The organism is Planococcus sp. 107-1 (genome assembly GCF_021513255.1).
In the GTDB taxonomy this organism is placed as follows: domain Bacteria; phylum Bacillota; class Bacilli; order Bacillales_A; family Planococcaceae; genus Planococcus.
This window is the reverse complement of record NZ_CP090977.1, coordinates 1520271-1543605: the sequence shown is the minus strand read 5'-3', so window position 1 is coordinate 1543605 and position 23335 is coordinate 1520271. Positions and strand designations below refer to the sequence as shown.

Genomic DNA, 23335 nt, shown 5'->3' with positions numbered 1-23335 from the left:
TTAGACAAACTCAACTCTAAAGGGGAAATTCATAAAAAAACAGGCTGCCGAAAATTTCGGCAACCTGCATTTTTTATTCGAGGAAATCTTTCAAACGCTTGCTGCGTGACGGATGGCGCAGTTTGCGAAGCGCTTTGGCTTCGATTTGGCGAATCCGTTCACGTGTAACGCCGAAGACTTTCCCTACTTCTTCCAAAGTGCGCGTACGCCCATCATCCAAGCCGAAGCGAAGGCGCAATACATTTTCTTCACGGTCAGTCAATGTATCTAAAACGTCTTCCAACTGCTCTTTCAATAATTCATAGGCAGCATGGTCAGATGGTGATTGCGCATCCGAATCTTCGATGAAATCGCCCAAATGGGAATCATCTTCTTCACCAATCGGTGTTTCCAATGATACTGGCTCTTGAGCAATTTTCAGGATTTCCCGGACTTTTTCCGGCAATAGATCCATTTCTTCTCCGATTTCTTCCGGTGAAGGTTCACGTCCAAGGTCTTGCAGAAGCTGGCGCTGGACACGGATCAATTTATTGATGGTTTCCACCATATGCACCGGGATACGGATTGTACGCGCTTGGTCGGCAATCGCACGAGTGATCGCTTGGCGAATCCACCAAGTTGCATACGTACTGAATTTAAAGCCTTTCGAGTAATCGAATTTCTCAACTGCTTTGATCAAGCCCATATTCCCTTCCTGGATCAAATCAAGGAAAAGCATGCCTCGTCCAACATAGCGTTTGGCAATACTGACAACAAGACGCAAGTTCGCTTCAGCTAAGCGCTTTTTCGCTTCTTCGTCACCTTGTTCAATCAATTTGGCCAACCTTACTTCTTCTTCCGCTTTTAAGAGGTCCACCCGGCCGATTTCTTTCAAGTACATTCTGACAGGGTCATTGATTTTGACGCCTGGCGGCACACTTAAATCATTCAAATCGAATTTCTCTTCAGTCGGCTTCATGAGACGGTCCAAATGCTCTTCATCATCTGATTTCCGTTCCAATTCAATGCCATGCCCCTCAAGTTGATCGATGAATTCTTCAACGGCATCCGATTCCATTTCAAAAACAGCTAATTTATCGGCAATCTGTTCATAATTCAGTTCTCCCGTTTTTTTACCTGTTTCGATCAATTGTTTTTTCGCTTCTTCTACAGTCGCTTCAGGACCTTCTGTAGTGCTTAATGAGACATTGCTTGCTTCAACTTCGTTTGGACGTTCTGATTTCTCAGCCATACGATTTTCCTCCTTTAAAAAAACGGGATTAACCTATAATGATTTCTTCAAAGCAATCACTTCTTGTGCCAAAACTAAGGCACGCTTCATATCATGCTGTTTTTCAGCTTCTTTTGACTGCTGAATTTTCAGCTTGATCTGCTGTTCGATCCGATGCTTTTGCAGATGCGTCAAGCAATCGGCAATTTCTTCATCTGCATGTTCAGGATCGCGTTCAGTCAAAGCTGTTTCCATAACGAGCTTCCGAAGTTCCGGGTCACGCAGCGTTTCCAGAAATTTATGGAAATCCGCTTTTTCCCATTCTTCGTAAAAACCGAGCAATTGAACGTACAGCGCTGTAAATTCTTCGCTGACAAACGGCATGCCATCTGGTGCCTGGGCTAACTTTTCCATGGTTCTAGCATTTGCTAACGCATGGGAAAACAGCAGCCTTTCAGCACGGTGGAGAGAAGTCACACGTTTCGGATCCCGCTTCGGCGCTTTTTCTTGAACTGGTGCGCTTGGACGGCTGCGTTCGATTGTCTTGTTTTCAAGTTTCCGGTATTGCTGAAGAATCGCTTCCTCTGACAGGCCGGTTTCATTAGACAATTGCTTGATGTAAAGATCACGTTCAATCGGTGACGACCGCCCTGCTAAGAGCTGCAGCACTTCTTGAATGTATTGCAGAAGGTCATTTTCATATTGAAAATTTTTATGTCTGCGGGCATGCATCATCGCAAATGCAATAAATGCATGCGGTTTGCCGATGATCTGCTCTTTAAAAGCTTCATTGCCGTGTTCCCGGACAAAATCATCAGGATCCATTTTGCCTGGGAGGACAGCAACTTCCACTTTGAACTTTTCTTCATTTAATGCAATGGCCGCTCTTTTAGCAGCTTCCCATCCGGCATCATCCCCATCAAAGCAGATGACAATTTCCTGTGCGAAACGCTTCATCGCTTTAATATGCTGCGACGTAAGAGAAGTGCCCATCGTTGCAAGCGCATTATCTACACCTGCTTTGCCGGCAGCAATAACATCCATAAATCCTTCAAATAAAACGATTTTCCGATTTTTCCGGATTGCATTTCGGGCCAGATGCACATTATAAAGCACTTGGCTTTTCTGGAAAATCGGCGACTCGGGACTATTAAGGTACTTTGCCTCTTCCTTGCTTTTTACTAAGATCCTGCCGGAAAATGCAATGACTTTACCAGATTCGTTCGTGATTGGAAACATGATTCTACCGCGGAAACGATCAAAAAATCCATTTTTTTGCTCTCGCTGGATACCGAGCCCGCTAGACACCAATTCCTCTTCACTGAAGCCTTTTCGCTGCAATGCGGTAGCCATGTAATTCCATTCGGGCAATGACCAGCCAATCCGGTATTTTTCAATCATTTCCTTTGTGAACCCTCTGTTTTCCAAATAGTCGAGCGCTTCTTGCCCTTCTTCTGTATTCATGAGGATATGGTGGTACATGTCTGCTGCAAATTCATGCATCAAAATAAGCTGATGGTCTGTTTTTGTAGGTGCTGGGCCGGAATCGTTCGGGACTGTGATGTCTACGTCGATTCCTGCCCGGCTGCCGAGGCGAGCCAATGCGTCTTGAAATGTAATGTTTTCAATGTCCATCAGGAAAGTGATGACATTTCCGCCCGCCTCCGCAGCCGAAGCAATGGAAAATCTGCTTGTCGGATGTTACCGAGAACGATGGCGTGCTTTCACCATGAAATGGACAGAGCCCGAACCAATTGCGCCCTCTTTTTGTTAATTGAACATATTCACCGACGACGTCTACAATATCCGTAGAAGTACGGATTTGTTCGATCACTTCTTCTGGAACTCGATTTGACACATTATCACCATCTTTTTTTGCTTAACATACTTAATTCGTGATATTTTAAGGAATTCCTTCATCTTTCATCAAAAAGATCGAGACAATTTATTGGCCATTATATTTGTTTTAGCCACAATTCTTCATTATAAAACGTTTTGGACAAAAAATCCACAATTTAAATAGAAAAACCACCTGTTGAGGAGGTTTTTCTTTGTTGTTTACTATTTTCCACTCAACTGGGCTCCATCGCCTGCAGGTGAATGGTCGCTATTACTTGCGTTTGCTCAAAATTAAATTAGCAGTTTCTTCTACGGCGCGGTTTGTCACATCGATGACTTCACAGCCGATTCTGCTGACAACTTTCTCAAAATGGGCAATTTCCTCATGAATCCGGTTGATTTTCGCGTAATTTGCATCATCGCTTAATCCTAATGCAATCAACCGCTCTTTGCGGATTGAGTTCAATTTCTCAGGAGAAATGACCAATCCGTAGCATTTGGCTGGATCGACTTTATAAAGTTCTTCAGGAGGATCCACTTCTGGCACGAGCGGTACGTTCGCCACTTTCAAACGCTTATGCGCCAGATATTGCGATAACGGCGTTTTAGACGTTCTCGAAATTCCGACCAGAACAATATCGGCCATCAATATCCCGCGGGTCCCGTCCATCGTCATATTTAACAGCAAATTCGATGGCTTCCACTTTTTTAAAGTAATCATCATCCAATTTGCGAACCAACCCCCGCTTCTTCTAAAGGAATGGAATCCAGTTCATTTTCCAATGCGTCCATCAGCGGCCCCATTAAATCAACAGCTGTTACATTGAATTTCGGCGTTTCCGATTGGATATACCGCCGCAATTCTTTTGACACCAATGTGTAGACGATAAAGGCCTGCTGCTGTGCTGCCAGTTTTATGATTTCCTCAAGATGTTCAACGGAATCAATATAGGGGAACCGCTTTAATACTGCATTTTGATCGGCATATAAATATTGGCTAATAGCCGCTTTTGCAACCAGTTCGCCAGTCTCTCCTACAGAGTCAGAGACTATGAACATACGGAGTTGTTTCATTTCGTGCACCTCACAATTCGTGGTTTTCCGACAATGATAAAAACGCCCGGGTGATATTCGTTTTTGTCAACCGCCCGACGACTTTAAAGCCTTCCGGCTGTTCTTCTACGACCGGCAAAGCATCAATCTGCTGATTGATCAACCGGTGAGCAGCCTGAATTAGCGACTCGTTTTTCACGCAGTAGGTAATATTCGGCATTCTTGTCATGATGATATGTACCGGGATTGCAGTTAAATTTTGGCTTCCGAGGCTTGTCCGTAATAAATCTTTGCGGACAACACACCCGTCAGAAACGAATTCTTGTCGACGACGAACAAGGTCCCGACATCGTCAAGGAACATCTGGCTGATCGCGTCATAAACACTGACATCTTCCCTTACCACAACCGGAATCGACTGAAAGTCTTTCACTTTCATATTGTTCATCGTATCCGTGATGTCCTGGCCAGGTTTTTTGCCGGAATAGAAATAGCCGACACGCGGACGGGCATCTAAAAACCCAGCCATCGTCAAAATTGCCAAATCTGGCCTTAATGTAGCTCTTGTCAAATGCAGGCGTTCAGCAATTTGTTCCCCCGTTATCGGGCCATTGCCTTTCACGATCTGCAGGATTTCCTCTTGTCTCTTATTGAGTTCGATCGGACTCACCGCCTCAAAATATGTTATACTCAATGATGATTATTATATACTAATGGATGCGATATTGCGAAGAAAACTTTCCCGTGATACAATACTAAAGAATTGAATATCAGGCAATGATGGAGTTATAAGTACTGTCGCAATCAGCGAGCGGGGATAGTGGAAGCCTGCAAAGACGGGAAAAGGCGCTCTGGAGCCAGTTTCTTTTAAGAGGGTTGCATTGATGCAGCCAATCGAGGTGGAACCGCGGGTCTTAACGTACTCGTCCTCGGACATTATGTCCGGGACGTGTACGATTTTTTATTTTATGGAGGTTTTTTTATGTCAATGGAAGAAGTAGTATCGTTAGCGAAACACAGAGGCTTTGTATTTCCGGGTTCTGAAATTTACGGCGGCCTTGCCAACACATGGGATTACGGTCCCCTTGGCGTAGAACTTAAAAACAATATCAAAAAAGCATGGTGGAAAAAATTCGTCCAAGAATCGGCGCATAACGTCGGCCTTGACGCTGCAATTTTGATGAACCCGAAAACTTGGGTGGCATCCGGGCATGTCGGCAACTTCAACGATCCGATGATCGATTGCAAGAGCTGCAAAACACGCCACCGTGCCGATAAATTAATTGAAGATGCTTTAGATGCAAAAGGCATCGAAATGATCGTAGACGGTCTGTCTTTTGAAAGAATGGCTGAATTGATCAAAGAACATGAAATCAAATGCCCGACTTGCGGCAAAGAGGATTTCACAGACATCCGCCAATTCAATTTGATGTTCAAGACTTTCCAAGGCGTTACCGAATCTTCGACAAACGAGATTTTTCTTCGCCCTGAAACAGCGCAAGGGATTTTTGTGAACTACAAAAATGTTCAGCGTTCAATGCGCAAAAAGATGCCGTTCGGTATTGCTCAAATCGGTAAAAGTTTCCGAAATGAAATCACACCAGGGAATTTCACGTTCCGTACACGCGAATTCGAACAAATGGAACTTGAATTTTTCTGCAAGCCCGGCGAAGATTTGGAATGGTACGCTTACTGGCGCGATTTCTGCAAAAACTGGCTGCTGAATTTGAACATGTCCGAAGACAATATGCGCCTTCGTGAACACGACGAAGACGAATTGTCGCATTACTCCAATGCAACCGTCGACATCGAATACAAATTCCCATTCGGCTGGGGCGAGCTATGGGGCATTGCTGACCGCACAGATTTCGATTTGAAGCGCCATATGGAACATTCAGGCGAAGACTTCAATTACATCGATCCGATTACGAACGAGCGCTATGTGCCTTATTGCATCGAGCCATCTCTTGGTGCCGACCGCGTCACTTTAGCCTTCCTAGTAGATGCTTTCCACGAAGAAGCGCTTGAAAACGACGACAAACGCACAGTCTTGAAGTTTCACCCGGCTCTTGCTCCGTATAAAGCAGCCGTTCTTCCGCTATCGAAGAAATTGGCTGAAGGCGCAACGGAAGTATTTGCTGATTTGGCGAAGCATTTCATGGTCGACTACGACGAATCCCAATCAATCGGTAAACGCTACCGCCGCCAAGACGAAATCGGTACGCCATTCTGCATCACGTACGACTTTGATTCAGTAGAAGACGGCCAAGTGACTGTCCGCCACCGCGATTCTATGGAACAAGTCCGTATGCCGATTGCCGAAGTACAGGCTTATATCGAAAAACACATTCAATTTTAATTAAGACCTTACAAAAAGTGGGACCTGCATTTCGATGCGGGTCTCCCTTTTTTGGTTCGGAAAGTAAATGAAAATAGAAATAAAGCTTCCCGATTCTGCAAAGAACCTACTTCCCCCCGGTAAAAACATCAAAAAAGACCCGCTCAGGTGATTTCATCCTGCTGCGGGTCTTGTTCTTCTTTTCGGGGCAAAAATTCAGGTGTCCGTTCCAACTGTTCCAAGAATTTACGTGATTTCAGGCGAATTCCCGCCTGTTCTTCGTAAATGGTGCGGACAATCCCTTTTAAAAGCGATTTCGATTCTTTTTTCAGTTTCAAGGACCCGACGCGTTCAATCGGCACAAAATAAAAAGTGCGGATCAATTTCACGAGTGCTGGGCTTAGCCGGATAATGTAACGGTCGACTTCAAAACAGCGATGACACAGGAAGCCGAGTTCCTGAAACGAAAACGCGAACTCGCCTTCAGTCGCCCCACAATTCGCACATTCATGCAAAGTCGGCGTCAGTCCAGCTAGCGGCAGCATCTTCCATTCAACAAACAGCGAAATCGCTTCCGGATCATACCCTTCTTCAATTGCATGTAAGGCCTGGTAAAGCATATCGTAGATCGACGGCTGCGGTTCATCTTGTTCCGTCAGCCGGTCGATCAATTCTGTAATATAACTGGCGTAGGCCGTTTTCATGATATCTTCCCGGATATGGCGAAGCGACTCGAGCGGATCCCCGCTTTGGAGTGTGCCCATCCCGCGCCCTTTGAAGACGGAATAGCTACCATGGGTAAATTGCTGGGTCACCGCAGCTAATCGGCTCGAAGGCTTTTTAGCACCTCTCGCCATGCAAGTGATTTTGCCGGCTTCACGGGTGAAAAGCGTAACGATTTTATTGTTTTCGCCATAAGCCTGCGTCCGGATCACAATTCCCTCTAATTGATTCAGCATGGAACCGACTCCTTAATATTCGTCGTCTCTAAAACCGAAGTCGCGCAAATGCATCGCCTTGTTGCGCCAATCTTTTTGCACTTTCACCCAAAGTTCCAGATAGACTTTTGAGCCAAGGAGATTTTCAATATCCTTGCGGGCGCGTGAACCGATTTCCTTTAAAAGCACGCCTTTTTTGCCGATGACAATCCCTTTTTGGGAATCGCGCTCGACCATGATCGTTGCCTGTACGCGGATCATGTTCTCATTTTCGCTGTCGGGTGCGATTTTCTCGATGACCACAGCAATCGAATGCGGAATTTCTTCACGCGTCAAATGCAAGGCCTTCTCCCGGATCAGTTCCGAAATGATGAACCGTTCCGGATGGTCTGTTACTTGGTCCGCCGGGTAGTACTGCGGGCCTTCCGGAAGGTATTCGCTGATTTTCGAAAGCAGGTTTTCGACATTATTGCCCTGCAGCGCCGAAATCGGAATCGCTTCTTTAAAATCGAATTCCTTTTTAAAGGATTCGATCAGCTTCGGCAATTCATCCGGATGTACTTGATCGATTTTATTCAACACTAAAAAGACCGGTACATCGAGGCCTTTGATCATTTCAAGGACGAAGCGATCCTGTTTGCCGATCCGCTCATCTGCACTGGCAACGAATAGCAGCACATCCACTTCACGGAATGTGTTTTTCGCCACTTTCAGCATGAAATCGCCCAGCTTATGGCGCGGTTCGTTGATCCCTGGTGTATCGATGAAGATCATCTGGCTGTCCGTGTTCGTCACGACGCCTTGCACTTTGTTGCGCGTCGTTTGAGGCTTGTCGCTCATGATCGCGATTTTCTGGCCGACAACCCGATTCAAAAACGTCGATTTTCCGACATTCGGTCGTCCGATGATTGAGATAAAGCCTGATTTGAATCCGTTATTTCCCTGCTGCATACTCTAAATCCTCCGTTGAAAATGCTCCAGGCAACAGTTCGCTGACTGTCGTTTCCTGGACATCTCCATTTAAATTTGTTAAATAAACCGGCATATTTGGCGAGCAGAATTCTGCAATCACCTGTCGGCATGCACCGCACGGCGACACCGGGCCTTTTGTATCTGCCACAACAGCCAGTGCAGTGAAGTTTCTCTCGCCTTCGGATACCGCTTTGAACATCGCTGTACGCTCTGCGCAATTTGTCATGGAATAGCCGGCATTTTCAATATTGCAGCCATGGTAAACCTTGCCGTCAGCTGTAAGAAGCGCTGCCCCTACCTTGAACTTTGAATACGGCACATATGCCCGTTCGCGTGCAGTTTTTGATTCTGTCATCAATTGTTCTTTCTCCATTGCGAATCACCTCTGTGAGTTATAGCCATTTGGGCAAGAATATTAGTAATCCAATTATAGCACTAGCTGCTGCAAATACCAAAACGGCGCCTGCTGCCATATCCTTCGCTTGTTTAGCGAGTGGATGGACCGCAGGAGAAGCAAGATCCACGACACGTTCCATTGCCGTATTGACGAGCTCTAATGCGAGCATGCCGCCAATCAGCAAGATCACGATGAGCCATTCCGTTTTGGAGAGGCCTGTCAGCCATCCGGAAATGCCTACGACAACCGCCGCCATCAAATGAAAGCGGATATTCTGTTCTTTTCGGACAGCCGCAACAATCCCTTGTGCCGCAAAACTGAAAGATCGGAAAAACCTACTCAGCTTCATGCGCGTCACGGGTAATGCCAAGCGAAGATAAAATCGCTTCCTGTTTTCCGAACATTTCCTTTTCATCCGTTTCGTTCATGTGGTCATATCCTAGAAGATGCAAGAATCCATGGACGGCAAGAAAGCCCAATTCACGTTCAAATGAATGCCCGTAATCGGCAGCTTGTTCTTTTGTACGGTCCAGCGAAATGATGATATCCCCTAGAACTCTAGTTTCAGGTGAACCGACGATTTCAAGTTCCCCTTCGCCCAATTCTTCCATGGCAAAAGAGATAACGTCTGTTGGCGTATCTTTGCCGCGGTATTCCTTATTGATCGCTTGGATCATATCGTTCGTCACAAAAGTCACCGATACTTCCGAATCCCCCACTTGTTCCTCTTCTGCTGCATGTTTCAGGATTTTCTCTACAAATTGCAGCTCCTGTTCTTTTAAAGTTGCTGTTTCATCAATTAAATCGATCGCTAGCATGTTTTTTCCTCCTCTCATTTTGTATCTTGCGGATATTCGATCCGCGAATGGAAAATCCCATTCAATGTTTCACACATAACGTGTTTAACGGTCTTCAACTCTTTCATCGTCAAATCACATTCATCAAATTGCCCATCTTTAAGTTTATCCTCAACTATTGCATCAACCAATTTTTTTATTTTTTCTGATGTTGGCTCTTTCATCGAACGGACTGCCGCTTCGATACTGTCTGCCACGCTGATGATTGCAATTTCTTTTGTCTGAGGTTTTGGGCCGACATACCGGTAGTCTTCTTCACGAACTTCCGGATTTTCTTCCTTCGCTTTATAATAGAAAAACTTCAGTAAGCTGGTGCCGTGATGCTGTTCAGCGACGTCGATGATTTCTTTCGGCATTTTATGCTTTCTCAACAATTCCGCTCCTTGCGCACCATGCGCCAAAATGATGTCGCGGCTCTTTTCAGGCGGCAAGGAATCATGCGTTTTTAATGCTCACTTGGTTTTCGATAAAATACTGCGGACGCTTCGTTTTGCCGATATCGTGGTAATAGCAGCCCACTCTCGCTAAAAGCCCATTAGCACCAATCGCTTCACAAGATGCATCCGCGAGATTTGCCACCATGACGCTGTGATGGTACGTCCCTGGTGTTTCTGTTAAAATCTTCTTCAGCAATGGATGGTTCGGATTCGACAGTTCAATCAAGCGCATAGTCGACAATAAGCCGAAAATCGACTCGAAAAACGGCAATAGCCCAATCGTCAAAGCCCCTGATAACAATCCCGAGATGACTGCAGCTGCAAAATAGAAGCCGATTTCTGTCCAGTCATACTGGCTTTGGCCTACCAATAAGTAGAAGCCAATAAAGAAAGCATTCACTACAGCTACAGCTAAGCTTGTCTGCAGCAAATGAGATCGGCGGTCTTGCTGCGCAATCAAATAAACGCCGGCAAGCCCTCCAAAAATGATATACAACGCAATATCCATCTGCAGCGTAGAGGCATTCTCCCCTTGCAGCATCATGCCGCCGACCGCGCCGATCAACAAGGTAATGTAGACAGCAATTCGTTCATTCAACAGCATGCGAACGAGCATTCCTGCTAACGCAGTCGGGAAAAAGAAAGGCGATGGTTACATCAAAATTGCCGCTGACCAGGCTCAATAGCTGCATTAAAGTCAACGAAATAAGAACAACCGCTAGAATAACAGAGAATTTGATAAGCTTCTGCTGCTTTGAAGATTTCGAACGAATCGTTAAGATGACAAGAATTCCCATTGTAATAACGACAAACAACAATAAACCAGCCAGAGGTTTGAAATCTTCCTTTTCTTGCGTCATGCCCGCAAGTTCCAGTTGACGATAAACCTCACGGTCAATCATTTGCCCTTCCTGCACCAATACCTGGCCTTGCAAAATGCGGGTTGGTTCGACACTTGCCCGTGCTGATTCTGCTTGAGCCTCCGTTAGTTCCTCGTCAATAACTTCGTTCGGCCCAATCGCAAAACGCCCAATGACAATCGCCGCCTGCAAAGCGGAAGCAGGAATTCTCGTACTTCCCCGGATTTCCTGTTCGATTTCGTTTTGAACTCCAGCGACGTCTTCCTCTCTTAGCGGCTCGCTTAATCTGGATTTCACCAGTTCCGTCAATTCCTGTTCCATTCTCACTAGATTTTCATCCGGTACTAAGAGCAGCGCACGAAGCATTTCATCCGTTAAGCGGAGATTGCTTTCATTCGCATCCAATAATTGGATGTTTTTTCTTACGTCTTCAATCATTTTGTTGATCGCTTGCGGCTTGAGCGTCTCTTCATTTTCAGGAATTTCTTTTACATCGGTTATATACCCGAAAATCGATTTGATCAATGCAGCCTGATTGTCAGCATTTTCAGCTGAAAATTGATAGCTCGGCCCCAGTTCAGCCGCTGCCCGTTGGCGTTCCAACTCTGTTTTCACTGGATCTTCAACCGTCTTAGCGGATCGTATGGTTTCTTCAGAGAGCTGGAAAAGCTCAACTTTATATGTATCGCCGTTTACAGACGTATAGAGGAAAGCATAAATAACTGCGCCGATCAGAAAAATCAACGTGGCCGCAATCATCCGGTAGCCCATCCTGTCGTAGACTTGTTTCGCCCAATTGCGCATTGAAACACCTCTCTTCTTGTATTCTCATCATATCAATTTAAAGAAAGTATTTCATTGTCTATTTGTAATTTTTTGAAATTCGCTATGTATTATTACTGTTAATTCCCTTTCTTCATTTATAATTCGTAAACGAATCTTTAAAACCACGAAAAACCGATAAGGAAAAGTAAGGCTTTTCCTCATCGGCTGTAAATGAAAATTTATTGGCTAATAATCAGGAAGGCTGGTCTTCATAAGCTGCAATGATTTTCGCAACAAGCGGATGGCGCACGACATCTCCGCGTTCTAAGTACTGGAAATGCAGTCCCCGCACTTTAGATAAAGTGGTTTCTGCCGCTATTAATCCAGATTCTGCCCCTCTCGGCAAATCAATCTGGGTTTTGTCGCCTGTAATAATCATTTTCGAACCAAATCCGAGGCGGGTCAGGAACATCTTCATTTGGGCTTTAGTCGTATTCTGTGCTTCATCGAGTATGACAAATGCCTCGTCAAGCGTCCGCCCTCTCATATAGGCGAGAGGCGCGATTTCTATGGTCCCTCGCTCGATAAAACGGTTCGTCTGTTCGAGTCCGAGAACATCATGAAGCGCGTCGTATAAAGGACGTAAATAAGGATCCACTTTTTCCTTTAAATCGCCCGGCAGAAATCCGAGGCTTTCTCCTGCTTCAACAGCTGGACGGGTAAGAATGATTTTTTTGACATGGCCATTTTTTAATGCCTGGACCGCCATAACCACGGCCAGGTAAGTTTTACCGGTTCCGGCAGGTCCGATGCCGAAAACCAGATCATTGCTCCGTACGGCTTGAATGTAATGCCGTTGTCCGATTGTTTTTGCTCGTATCGCTTTCCCGCCGGCATTCCGCGCAACTTCTTCATCATATAGTTCCGCAAAATATTCAATCGTTCCGGCGCGAGCCATCTCAATTGCTGAGACAATATCCCGTTGGTCGATATTGATATTTTTGCGGATGACTTTCAATAATTGTTCGATTAGTAATTTCCCTGTCTGTTTGCCTTCTTCAGAGCCTGATAATTTGATAACGTCTCCACGTGTGATGATTTGAATTTGAAATGCTTCTTCGATTAAAGTCATGTGACTATCAGAAATCCCGAGCAGCTGCACCGCTTCATTTGGATCTTTCACATGCAGTTCTAATAGTTGGTTTTCTGTCATGTAGACGCTCCTTGGAATCGAATATTTAGTACAATTTCACTGTATCATTATTCATTTGGAATTGTAAAACATTTTAATCATATTTGTTTACATAATAATATTATAAGTATAATAAAACCGACCAGAAGAATCTGATCGGTTAAAAATCATCTTTTCGATTTAGGCGGCATTAACACTTCCGCTAAAATGATGCCTTTTCGGATATCGTCGGCATCCAGCGGGAAGATGTCTTCTTCCTGTTTTGCTTTCGCAACAACGGCTGGACGAGCATTTTGATGTGCAGAAAGCCTGCCGGTAGGCTGCCGTTCTTGAATTTCACGCTGTATTTCTTGGCGAGTTTCACGAAGAGGCGTCCGGTCTATTGCTTTTTCGACTCTCTGCTGCACCTGTTTCGCTTTTTCCGGCTGTTCTTTCATCTGAGTCTGCAAATCGCCATAGATTTCCCTGGCATAATCTTCAACTCGCTTAAATGCTTTCTGTCCGGTTTCACGCGTTTGGGTTTGCCGAGTTTGACGGGTCTGAGGGCTCTTCGGAACCGGCGGACTTGCCGGATCCTTGTCTTCGCCGCCTTTTTTATTGCCGAATATCGCTCCGAGCGCCATCACCACAAGAGCGAAGATAAAACCTTCCATTCAATAACCTCCCTTGCTATCGACGGTTATTGTTTATCGTCGGATTTTTCCATGCCGGTCTTGGCAATCGAATCACGCATGCCAGTATCCGCTTGGACGTTCTTATAATTTACGTAGTCCATGACACCGATATTGCCAGAACGAAGCGCTTCGGACATCGCAAGCGGCACTTCCGCTTCCGCTTCCACAACTTTCGATCTCATTTCGACAACTTTGGCTTTCATTTCCTGTTCGCTGGCAACAGCCATTGCGCGGCGTTCTTCCGCTTTGGCCTGTGCAATTTTCTTATCCGCTTCCGCTTGTTCCGTTTGAAGTTCGGCACCAATGTTCTTGCCGATATCAACGTCCGCGATATCAATGGATAAGATTTCAAATGCCGTACCCGAATCCAAGCCTTTCGCTAAAACAGTCTGCGAAATCAAATCAGGATTTTCCAATACTTTTTTATGGCTTGTGCTTGAACCGAGTGTCGAGACAATCCCTTCACCTACACGGGCAACAATTGTTTCTTCACCGGCACCACCGACTAAGCGATCGATGTTTGCACGAACTGTAATACGCGCTTTTGCTTTTACTTCGATCCCGTCCATTGCTACACCTGCAATAAATGGTGTTTCAATGACTTTCGGGTTAACGGACATTTGAACCGCTTCTAACACGTCACGGCCGGCCAAGTCAATGGCAGCTGCGCGTTCAAACGGAAGTTCGATATTCGCACGGTGTGCTGCAATCAACGCATTTACGACGCGGTCAACGTTACCGCCTGCTAAGTAATGGCTTTCCAATTGGTTGATAGATACAGTCAATCCCGCTTTTGACGCTTTGATCAACGGGTTAACGATGCGCGACGGAATAACGCGGCGCAATCTCATCCCGATTAATGTGAAGATGCTGACTTTAACACCTGCTGCCAGCGCAGATATCCATAATGTAATCGGAACAAACGTGAAGAATATTGCCAGAACGATGATGACACCGATTATTGCTGCGGCTAAACCTATAAGACCTAATTCCATGCTTTTATTCCTCCTCCTCTTTTTCCACTTCTCGAACTACGATCCGTGAACCTTCGACTTTGATGATTTTCACTTCTTTTCCAGCATCGATAAACCGCCCGTCAGAAACGGCGTCTATCCGTTCATCCATCAACTTAATCGTACCTGATGGACGCAATGCAGTGGCCGTCTTGGCAGTTTGGCCAACCAATTCATAGCGGTTTACATTCGATACATATCCGCTTTCCGTATTGGTTGAATCCGTCAAGACCACTCGTTTGAACAAATGAAGCCTCTTGCCAAAAAATTTCACAATAATCACCATCCCTGCAGTTGCTACAATCAATGCGATCAAAATGGCGATGGCAGTGGTTTTAAGGTCTCCACCTGCCAATAACACACTGCCAAGAATAGCTAACAACCCAAGAAAACCAATCAGCCCGATTGGGATTATCAGTTCAACTAAAAGGAGAGTGACGCCAAGAATTAACAGAAACAAGGTATCCCAGCCAGCCAGATCAGCTGCCCAGTGGCCGTAAAAGTAAACAGCCAAAGCGGTAAACCCGATCAATCCCGGTACGCCCATACCTGGAGTAAACATTTCCAAAAGAATGCCAAGCGCTGCAATAGACAACAGAACCGGCACCACAAACGGATGCGTGATGAATTCTATCAATTGGCTGCCGAATGTTCCGCTCGCATCAGCAGATTCTGCCGCCAATGCACCAGGCATGAGAAATACTGACAACGCAAATAGAATCATAAGTGCAGAAAAAATCCTAAACGGATGCAAACGAATCTCTCCTTTCGTTTTACTGCTACCTTTTATACGGACCAAAAGGGAAAAGGTTTCATTTTTTGTAGCTAACTTCATTATAAATGAATAATTTTGAAACACGAAGGAATGCGCTTACAAATATAGAAAAGCGGAAGCGACCGGTTTACTTCTGCAGGCATACTTCGGGTACTGTTAAATACATATCGGGAAACTCATTTATTATTAGGCATAGAAAAACCGGGTACACGATGATACGTGTACCCGGCCATGGCTGATCGTTCATATTTTTTAATGTCTTTTATAAAGTAAGGTCAATTAAAATTTACGTTTACGCGCAGCTTCTGATTTCAATTTACGTTTAACACTTGGCTTATCATAATACTCGCGCTTTCTTACCTCTTGCATTGTTCCGGATTTAGAAACAGTGCGTTTGAAGCGGCGAAGAGCATCTTCAATCGATTCGTTTTTACGAACTACAGTTTTTGACATCTCTTTTTCCCTCCCTCCGAACACACGTTGAAACATATAACAATACGTGTTATATATCAAAAATTATAACGTATATATCTACCTAGGTCAATACTTAATAATCGGAATTTGAAATTAATCCCTGCATGATTTTAACACCTGAACTAGCACCGATGCGAGTTGCCCCTGCTTCTACCATTGCGTTTAAATCTTCTAGGCTTCTAACGCCGCCTGAAGCTTTCACGCCAAGATCCGGACCTACTGTTTCGCGCATAATTTTCACATCAGCCACAGTCGCTCCGCCGGTTGAGAAACCAGTCGAAGTTTTAACGAAATCTGCCCCCGCTTCTTTTGAAAGGCGAGACGCTACCGCTTTTTCTTCGTCAGACAATAAGCAAGTTTCGATAATGACTTTAACGATTGCTTTGCCTTTCGCAGCTTCCACTACAGCAGCAACATCATTTTTCACAAGTTCCGTATCTCCGCTTTTCAAAGCGCCGATGTTGATGACCATATCAATTTCGTCAGCACCTTTTGAAATTGCATCAGCCGTTTCAAAAGCTTTCGTTTCAGAAGTTGATGCACCTAATGGGAAGCCGATAACGGTACAGACTTTCGCCGTGCTGTCCGCAAGTTCTTTTGCAGCAGTAGCTACCCAAGCAGGGTTAACGCAAACAGATGCGAATTGATATTCTGCAGCCTCTTTGCAAAGTTGAACGATCTGTTCTTTTGTAGCTTCTGGCTTTAATAAAGTGTGGTCGATATAAGAAGCGATGTTGGTCATGTTAAAATTACTCCATTCTCTTTTTGAATTCGGTTTGGCGCTAAGCCAGCTGTTCTTCCATCACTCGGACAAACTGTCCTTCGTTATATGGATAGCCGGCTTTCACGATTTTCACTTTGACAATCTTCCCGATCAGCCGGTCATCTCCAGGGATGACCACTTTCAAGTAATTGTCCGTGTATCCTTCAAGCAATCCGGTTTCCTCGTTTTGCTTGAAGCGTTCTTCAGGAATGATTTCCAACAATTCCCCTTCGAAATTCGAAGCATATTCCTTAGCCAATTGATCATTTAACGCAATCAGGCGATGAACCCGTTCGTTTTTAACTTCATCATCAATTTGGTCTTCCATCCGGGCAGCGGGCGTTCCGGTCCGCTGCGAGTATGGGAAAACATGGAGTTCAGAAAACTTATGCTCCTGAATGAAGCGATAGGTCTCCATGAATTCCTCTTCGGTCTCTCCAGGAAATCCGACTATGACATCGGAAGTAATGGCAAGATCCGGCAAAGCTTTGCGCAGCTGCACAAGCCGGTCTGCAAAAAATTCCATTGTATATTTTCGGCGCATGCGTTTTAATACCGTATCCGATCCTGATTGGATTGGGATATGAAGATGGCGGACCACAATCTCCGAATTCCGGAGCACTTCAATGACTTCATCCGTCAATTGGCTTGCTTCGATTGAAGAAATTCGCAGCCGTTTTAAACCAACGACTTGCTGTTCCAAATCACGCAAAAGCTGGGCTAAATTGTAATTCTTTAAATCTTCTCCGTAGCCGCCTGTATGGATTCCAGTCAAGACAATCTCCTGATAACCCGCATTTACTAATTGCTGTGCCTGCCTTACCACTTCTTGTGGATCTCTGGAACGCATTAATCCACGGGCCCATGGAATGATGCAAAAAGTACAGAAGTTATTGCAGCCTTCTTGAATCTTCAATGAAGCACGTGTGCGGTCAGTGAAAGCAGGTACGTCCAACTCTTCATACACCCGGTTTTTCATAATATTCCCAACCGCGTTGATCGGCTTGCGCTCATTGCGATACTGGTCAATATACCCAAGCAATTTGGTGCGATCTTGAGTGCCCACAACAATATCAACGCCGGGAATTGCCATAATTTCAGCAGGTGAAGTTTGTGCATAGCATCCGGTCACGCATATGACTGCGTCTGGATTTTTGCGCACGGCTTTGCGTATCACTTGGCGGCTCTTTTTATCTCCTGTATTTGTAACCGTACATGTATTAATGACATAGACATCGGAATGATGTTCGAACTCTACACGGTTATAGCCTTGTTCTTTAAACAATTGCCAAATCGCTTCGGTTTCATAATGATTCACTTTACAACCTAGGGTATGAAATGCAACCGTTGGCATAAGTGTCCACCTCTCTCATTCGAATTCATAAGACATTGCAGATAACGCATAAAGCGGAGCTGTTTCCGTACGTAAAATACGGGCCTAAAGCAGTGAACAACGCCCCGGCTTCCTTCAGCCGTTCGACTTCAGAAATTGAAATTCCACCTTCCGGACCGAAGATAAGGATTATTGAATCTTTATCATACATTGATTTTAAAATTTCGGCAAACCGATTTCCACCATCAGCACGGGCTTCCTCTTCATAGGCGACAATGATGGCATCATACGATTTCGCCGTTTCGAGCAATTGTTTGAACGTATGGATTTTATGTATCTCGGGTATTTTTACCCGATGGGATTGCTCGGCTGCTTCTTTGGCGATTTTTTGAAGGCGGACCCGTTTCTTTTCGCCTTTTCCAGCATCCCATTTTACAATCGATCGTTCAGCTTCGAACGGAATCATGGCATGCATGCCGAGTTCAGTAGCTTTTTGGACAATGAGTTCCAATTTATCGCCTTTTGGCAAACCGCAAGCAATCGTTACATTTTTAGGCATTTCTACATCTGCCTGCAGCTCTTCTGACAACCGGAGCTCAATATCGAATTCAGCGCTTTCAATAATCGCTAAAAAAGATTTCCCTTCCATCACGACAATGACTTCGTCCCCAGTGCCTTGCCGCATAACTTTGGCGATGTGCTTCGCATCATCGCCAGTTATCGCCACTTTTCGGTTATCGGGAACTTTGCCTTCAATAAAATATCTCTGCATCGTTACACCCCGTTATTCCGGTTTTTTAGAAATGATCGTAACCCAGTCTTCCATCATCATGACATCTTCCACGATAAATCCAGAAGCCTCAAGTGCATCTCGCACATCATTTTTCTTCGCAGAAATGATGCCAGAAGTGATATAAATCCCCTGGCTTAACTGCTTGGAAAGCATCATCGGTAAACGACATGATGATTTCCGCCAAAATATTGGCGACCACGACATCCCCTGGTTCATCTATCGTATCCAGGAGATTTCCATGCACTACATTGATTTTATTCTGGACTTTGTTTAATTTGACGTTAATGCGGGCTGCCGTCACAGCGACATCATCCAAATCGAGCGCATGGACTTCTTTCGCATCCAATAAAGCGGCTCCGATTGCCAAGACACCCGACCCAGTTCCCACATCGATCACGCGATTCCCAGACTTCACCGTTTTTTCCAGCGCCTGTAGACTCATGACGGTCGTTGGATGGGTACCCGTTCCAAAAGCCATCCCGGGATCGAGTTCGATAATCAATTCATCGCTTGAAACAGGTTCATACGTTTCCCATGTCGGCACAATGGTAAAACGTTTTGAAATTTTTACCGGATGGTAATACTTTTTCCACGCGGTCGCCCACTCTTCTTCGTTCACTTCGCTGATTGTTACCAGATTGGCTCCAAGGTTGATGTCGAAAGTCACCAAATTATTAATCGCCAATTTAATCGCTTCTACGGTTTCGCCGAGGAAACTATTCACTGGCAAATATGCTTTTAAAATGACGCCTTCGGTCGGAAAATCTTCTGGGTCCAGCGACCAAATTTCCCCAAATTCATCTGCTCGTTCTTTCGTCAAATCATCGGAGTCTTCAATGACAACTCCACTAGCGCCTGCCTCATGCATAATATTCGAAACAGCTTCAATCGCTTCGTTTGTCGTGTGAATTGACAGTTCTGACCATTTCATCTAAAACCGGCTCCTTTACTCACCTTTGATGGTGCGCTTGATTTTATCAAACAGCGAACTGCTATGTTCTTCCGGAATATCTCCGCTGATTTCTGCAAACTCACGGAGCAGCTGCTTTTGTTTTTCGTTCAATTTCGTTGGCGTTTTCACTTGGATGATAATGTGCTGGTCGCCCGTGCCGTAGCCGTGAACGTTCTTGACGCCTTTGCCTTTCAAACGGAAACGCGCTCCGCTCTGGGTTCCTGCCGGGATTTTCAATTTCACTTTGCCCGATACAGTCGGCACTTCAATTTCGTCGCCAAGTGCTGCTTGTGCAATGGAAATGGCCAAATCCATGTAAATATCATCGCCGTCGCGCTCGAACGTTTTATGCGGTCTGACGCGGAAGACTACATACAAATCTCCAGTTGGCCCACCGTTTACACCTGGGCCGCCTTGTCCCGTAACACGCAATTGCTGGCCATCATCGACGCCTGCAGGGATGGTAACTTTGATTTTCTTGACTTTGCGGACTTTTCCTTCACCGTGGCATGTTGTACATTTTTCTGGAATGATTTGTCCAGTGCCTTGGCAATGTTGGCAAGCACGGCGATTGACCATACGGCCAAACGGTGTGTCCTGCGTGACATTCACTTGGCCAGACCCTTCACAATAAGGGCAAGTTTTCGGTTTTGTCCCAGGCTTTGCACCTGATCCATGACACGTTGAGCAAGTTTCGTCTTTCGGCAATTCGATTTCTTCTTCTTTGCCGAAAACGGCGTCCATGAAATCAATCGTCATTGAATATTGCAGATCGTCGCCTTTGCGCGGCGCATTCGGATCCCGGCGTCTTGAACCGCCCCCGAAGAACGTACTGAAGATATCATCAAATCCGAATCCTTCAGCACCGCCGCCAAATCCACCAAATCCTTGATTAGGGTCTTGGTGGCCATATTGATCATATTGAGCACGTTTTTGCTCATCGCTTAAAACTTCATAAGCTTCTTTTACTTCTTGGAACTTTTCAGAAGCATCTGCTTCTTTATTGATATCCGGGTGGAATTGTTTCGATAATTTCCGGTAAGCTTTTTTGATTTCTTCTTTCGAAGCGTCTTTTGAAACGCCGAGCACTTCGTAATAATCTCGTTTATTCATATGTCACTCTCCCTATTGCAATCACCTGTAATTGTACACGGTTTAAATTGTGGTTGCAAAGACATTGAAAAAGCCAAAGCATGTTGCTTTGCTTTGACTTTTTCAGGCCCCGCTTATCTTACTTGTCTTTGTCGTCGTTTACTTCTTCGTACTCAGCGTCCATGATATCGTCGTTTCCTGGAGCTGCACCTTCTTCGCCGCCGGCTGCTTGTTGAGCTGCTGCTTGCTCATAAGCTTTCATCGCCAAACCTTGAAGGATTTCGTTCAATTTGTCTTTTTTCTCGCGAATCGTGTCGATATTGTCGCTTTCTAGAGCCGCTTTCAACTCATCACGTGCTTCTTCAGCTTGTTTTTTTTCATCTTCAGTGACAACTTCGCCAAGGTCAGCGATTGTTTTGTCTGTTTGGAAAACTGCTTGGTCTGCTTCGTTGCGAAGTTCAACTTCTTCTTTCACTTTCGCATCCGCTTCTGCATTTTCTTCTGCTTCTTTGATCATGCGTTCAATCTCATCATCACTTAATGAAGTATTTGACTGGATCGTGATCGTCTGCTCTTTTTGTGTTCCAAGATCTTTCGCTTTAACGCTTACGATACCGTTTTTATCGATATCAAATGTCACTTCGATTTGTGGAATGCCGCGTGGTGCCGGCGGAATATCCGCTAATTGGAAACGGCCAAGCGTTTTGTTGGCAGCAGCCATCGGGCGCTCACCTTGCAATACATGGATATCTACAGCTGGCTGATTGTCAGCAGCCGTTGAGAATGTTTGCGATTTTGATGTTGGAATTGTTGTGTTGCGGTCGATCAATTTCGTGAACACGCCGCCCATTGTTTCAATCCCTAAAGATAGTGGAGTTACGTCAAGCAAGACTACGTCTTTAACGTCACCTGTCAATACGCCGCCTTGTACAGCTGCGCCCATTGCTACAACTTCATCCGGGTTAACGCCTTTATGCGGATCTTTGCCTGTTTCTTTCTTCACTGCTTCTTGAACGGCAGGAATGCGTGTAGACCCACCGACTAGGATTACGCGGTCAAGTTCAGAAGCAGAGATGCCTGCATCTTTCAACGCTTGGCGAGTTGGCCCCATCGTGCGTTCCACTAATGAAGAAGTCAATTCGTCGAATTTCGCACGGCTCATTGTCACTTCCAAGTGAAGCGGTCCAGCTTCTCCTGCAGTGATAAATGGCAATGAAATTTGAGTAGAAGAAACGCCAGAAAGGTCTTTTTTCGCTTTTTCAGCCGCATCTTTCAAACGTTGAGTCGCCATTTTGTCCTGAGACAAGTCAATGCCGTTCTCTTTTTTGAACTCCTGTACCAAATAATCGATGATCACTTTATCGAAGTCATCTCCACCAAGACGGTTGTCGCCCGCTGTTGATTTAACTTCAAATACGCCATCACCAAGTTCAAGGATTGAAACGTCGAACGTACCGCCGCCTAAATCATATACCAGAATCGTTTCGTCCGTATCAGTTTTATCCAGACCATATGCAAGGGCTGCTGCAGTCGGCTCGTTGATGATGCGTTCCACTTCAAGACCTGCAATACGGCCTGCATCTTTTGTTGCTTGGCGTTCTGCATCATTGAAATAAGCCGGAACCGTGATAACGGCTCTCGTTACTTTTTCGCCTAAATATTCCTCTGCATAGCCTTTTAAGTATTGAAGAATCATGGCAGAAACTTCTTGTGCTGTATACTCTTTTCCTTCAGCCGTTACTTTTTGCTGAGTACCCATCAAACGTTTTACCGATTGGATCGTATTCGGGTTAGTGATTGATTGGCGTTTTGCCACTTCACCGACTTGGCGCTCGCCGTTCTTAAACGCTACAACAGAAGGAGTTGTACGGTTGCCCTCTGGATTTGGAATGATTTTTGGTTCGCCGCCTTCTAATACCGCGACAGCAGAGTTTGTAGTTCCTAAGTCAATACCGATAATTTTGCTCATTGAAATTCCTCCATTATCTGATTTATTCGTTTACTTTAACCATTGCCGGGCGCAAGACTCTGCCTTTTAACGTATAGCCTTTTTGCAGTTCCATTAACACGATGCCCGGTTCGGCTGTTTCGTCTTTTTCTTGCATCACTGCTTGGTGGAAATTCGGATCGAATGGCTCACCAAGTGCCTTGATTTCTTCTAAGCCTTCGCGTTTAACCGCTTCAATCAAAGATTTCTGGACCATTTCCACACCTTTTAACAAGGACGCAGATTCTTCGCTTTTTGTTTCAACAGATAAAGCGCGGTCAAAATTGTCCAATACCGGAAGCAAGTCCACCAGCAAAGACTGAGAACGGAATTTCTCCGCATCTTGCCGGTCTTTTTGGGAGCGGCGCTTGAAATTGTCATAATCAGCCAACAAACGCAGGTATTTGTTCTGCTCAGCTTCCAATTCCTCTTTCAATGCAGCAGTTTCATCCACTTCAACCGGTGCGTCCACTGTTTCTTCGGCAGGTCCGGCAGCTTCATCTAGAACTAGCTCTTCTTGCTGTTCCACAGCGTCCCCTGCCGCTTCAGTTTGGACTTCCTGTTCTACTTCTTCTGTTGATTTTTGAGGTTCTTTTTCATTAGACAAATCCTGTTCCTCCTT

Annotated in this window: 20 protein-coding genes and 5 pseudogenes; 1 reads left to right on the top strand and 24 read right to left on the bottom strand. The window is 45.2% G+C overall.

The window, feature by feature from the left end; genetic code table 11:
- Positions 1-73: 73 nt before the first annotated feature.
- From rpoD to L0M13_RS08125, 4 genes and pseudogenes are all read right to left on the bottom strand, one after another.
- On the bottom strand, positions 74-1231 hold the full coding sequence (gene rpoD, locus L0M13_RS08140; protein ID WP_235199055.1) for an RNA polymerase sigma factor RpoD: 1158 nt from the start codon (positions 1229-1231) through the stop codon (positions 74-76).
- 33 nt (positions 1232-1264) lie between these two features.
- Positions 1265-3068: pseudogene (gene dnaG / locus L0M13_RS08135) on the bottom strand (DNA primase).
- A 252-nt stretch (positions 3069-3320) separates the two neighbouring features.
- Positions 3321-4123 (bottom strand): annotated as a pseudogene (locus L0M13_RS08130) (pyruvate, water dikinase regulatory protein).
- A 10-nt stretch (positions 4124-4133) separates the two neighbouring features.
- Positions 4134-4771 (bottom strand): annotated as a pseudogene (locus L0M13_RS08125) (helix-turn-helix transcriptional regulator).
- Between the two features lie 312 nt (positions 4772-5083).
- Here L0M13_RS08125 and L0M13_RS08120 point away from each other — a divergent pair.
- Positions 5084-6460 carry a glycine--tRNA ligase gene (locus L0M13_RS08120; protein ID WP_235199054.1) on the top strand — a complete coding sequence of 459 codons (1377 nt, stop codon included), beginning with the start codon at positions 5084-5086 and terminating at the stop codon, positions 6458-6460.
- Positions 6461-6603: 143 nt separating this feature from the next.
- Here L0M13_RS08120 and recO read toward each other — a convergent pair whose 3' ends face one another.
- From recO to grpE, 20 genes and pseudogenes are all read right to left on the bottom strand, one after another.
- Complete coding sequence (gene recO, locus L0M13_RS08115) at positions 6604-7398, bottom strand: DNA repair protein RecO (protein ID WP_235199053.1); 795 nt, start codon at positions 7396-7398, stop codon at positions 6604-6606.
- Positions 7399-7410: 12 nt separating this feature from the next.
- Positions 7411-8328: a GTPase Era gene (gene era, locus L0M13_RS08110; protein ID WP_235199052.1), complete on the bottom strand. Its 918-nt coding sequence runs from the start codon at positions 8326-8328 to the stop codon at positions 7411-7413.
- A complete protein-coding gene (locus L0M13_RS08105) occupies positions 8312-8722 on the bottom strand; it encodes a cytidine deaminase (protein WP_235199051.1) in 411 nt (136 codons plus the stop codon). Before L0M13_RS08105 ends, era begins: the two co-directional genes overlap by 17 nt.
- A 19-nt stretch (positions 8723-8741) precedes the next feature.
- Positions 8742-9095, bottom strand: coding sequence for a diacylglycerol kinase family protein (locus L0M13_RS08100; RefSeq protein WP_235199050.1), 354 nt, complete (start codon positions 9093-9095; stop codon positions 8742-8744).
- On the bottom strand, positions 9082-9564 hold the full coding sequence (ybeY, locus tag L0M13_RS08095) for an rRNA maturation RNase YbeY (protein WP_235199049.1): 483 nt from the start codon (positions 9562-9564) through the stop codon (positions 9082-9084). The genes L0M13_RS08100 and ybeY overlap by 14 nt, the downstream gene beginning before the upstream one ends.
- 14 nt (positions 9565-9578) lie before the next feature.
- Positions 9579-9974: a hypothetical protein gene (locus L0M13_RS18520; protein WP_311195644.1), complete on the bottom strand. Its 396-nt coding sequence runs from the start codon at positions 9972-9974 to the stop codon at positions 9579-9581.
- Between the two features lie 64 nt (positions 9975-10038).
- Positions 10039-10644: an HDIG domain-containing metalloprotein gene (locus tag L0M13_RS18515; protein WP_311195643.1), complete on the bottom strand. Its 606-nt coding sequence runs from the start codon at positions 10642-10644 to the stop codon at positions 10039-10041.
- Positions 10631-11704 carry a hypothetical protein gene (locus L0M13_RS18510; protein WP_311195642.1) on the bottom strand — a complete coding sequence of 358 codons (1074 nt, stop codon included), beginning with the start codon at positions 11702-11704 and terminating at the stop codon, positions 10631-10633. Before L0M13_RS18510 ends, L0M13_RS18515 begins: the two co-directional genes overlap by 14 nt.
- A gap of 214 nt (positions 11705-11918) precedes the next feature.
- Positions 11919-12878, bottom strand: coding sequence for a PhoH family protein (locus L0M13_RS08085; protein ID WP_235199048.1), 960 nt, complete (start codon positions 12876-12878; stop codon positions 11919-11921).
- A gap of 146 nt (positions 12879-13024) precedes the next feature.
- Positions 13025-13510 (bottom strand): hypothetical protein, encoded by a 486-nt coding sequence (locus L0M13_RS08080; protein WP_235199047.1) that lies wholly within the window; start codon positions 13508-13510, stop codon positions 13025-13027.
- 26 nt (positions 13511-13536) lie between these two features.
- Positions 13537-14526 carry a flotillin-like protein FloA gene (gene floA, locus L0M13_RS08075; protein WP_235199046.1) on the bottom strand — a complete coding sequence of 330 codons (990 nt, stop codon included), beginning with the start codon at positions 14524-14526 and terminating at the stop codon, positions 13537-13539.
- Positions 14527-14530: 4 nt separating this feature from the next.
- Complete coding sequence (locus tag L0M13_RS08070) at positions 14531-15298, bottom strand: NfeD family protein (RefSeq protein WP_235199045.1); 768 nt, start codon at positions 15296-15298, stop codon at positions 14531-14533.
- Positions 15299-15598: 300 nt separating this feature from the next.
- Positions 15599-15772, bottom strand: a complete 174-nt coding sequence (gene rpsU / locus L0M13_RS08065; RefSeq protein WP_052651799.1) for a 30S ribosomal protein S21 — start codon at positions 15770-15772, stop codon at positions 15599-15601.
- A 94-nt stretch (positions 15773-15866) separates the two neighbouring features.
- On the bottom strand, positions 15867-16535 hold the full coding sequence (gene deoC, locus L0M13_RS08060) for a deoxyribose-phosphate aldolase (RefSeq protein WP_235199044.1): 669 nt from the start codon (positions 16533-16535) through the stop codon (positions 15867-15869).
- A 40-nt stretch (positions 16536-16575) separates the two neighbouring features.
- Positions 16576-17910 carry a tRNA (N(6)-L-threonylcarbamoyladenosine(37)-C(2))-methylthiotransferase MtaB gene (gene mtaB, locus L0M13_RS08055; protein ID WP_235199043.1) on the bottom strand — a complete coding sequence of 445 codons (1335 nt, stop codon included), beginning with the start codon at positions 17908-17910 and terminating at the stop codon, positions 16576-16578.
- Positions 17911-17925: 15 nt separating this feature from the next.
- Positions 17926-18661 (bottom strand): annotated as a pseudogene (locus tag L0M13_RS08050) (16S rRNA (uracil(1498)-N(3))-methyltransferase).
- A gap of 12 nt (positions 18662-18673) precedes the next feature.
- Positions 18674-19613 (bottom strand): annotated as a pseudogene (gene prmA, locus L0M13_RS08045) (50S ribosomal protein L11 methyltransferase).
- 15 nt (positions 19614-19628) lie between these two features.
- Entirely contained in the window at positions 19629-20747 is a 1119-nt protein-coding gene (gene dnaJ / locus L0M13_RS08040; protein WP_235199042.1) for a molecular chaperone DnaJ, read from the bottom strand.
- A gap of 118 nt (positions 20748-20865) precedes the next feature.
- Positions 20866-22695 (bottom strand): molecular chaperone DnaK, encoded by a 1830-nt coding sequence (gene dnaK / locus L0M13_RS08035; RefSeq protein WP_235199041.1) that lies wholly within the window; start codon positions 22693-22695, stop codon positions 20866-20868.
- Between the two features lie 22 nt (positions 22696-22717).
- Positions 22718-23320 carry a nucleotide exchange factor GrpE gene (grpE, locus tag L0M13_RS08030; protein WP_235199040.1) on the bottom strand — a complete coding sequence of 201 codons (603 nt, stop codon included), beginning with the start codon at positions 23318-23320 and terminating at the stop codon, positions 22718-22720.
- Positions 23321-23335 lie beyond the last annotated feature (15 nt).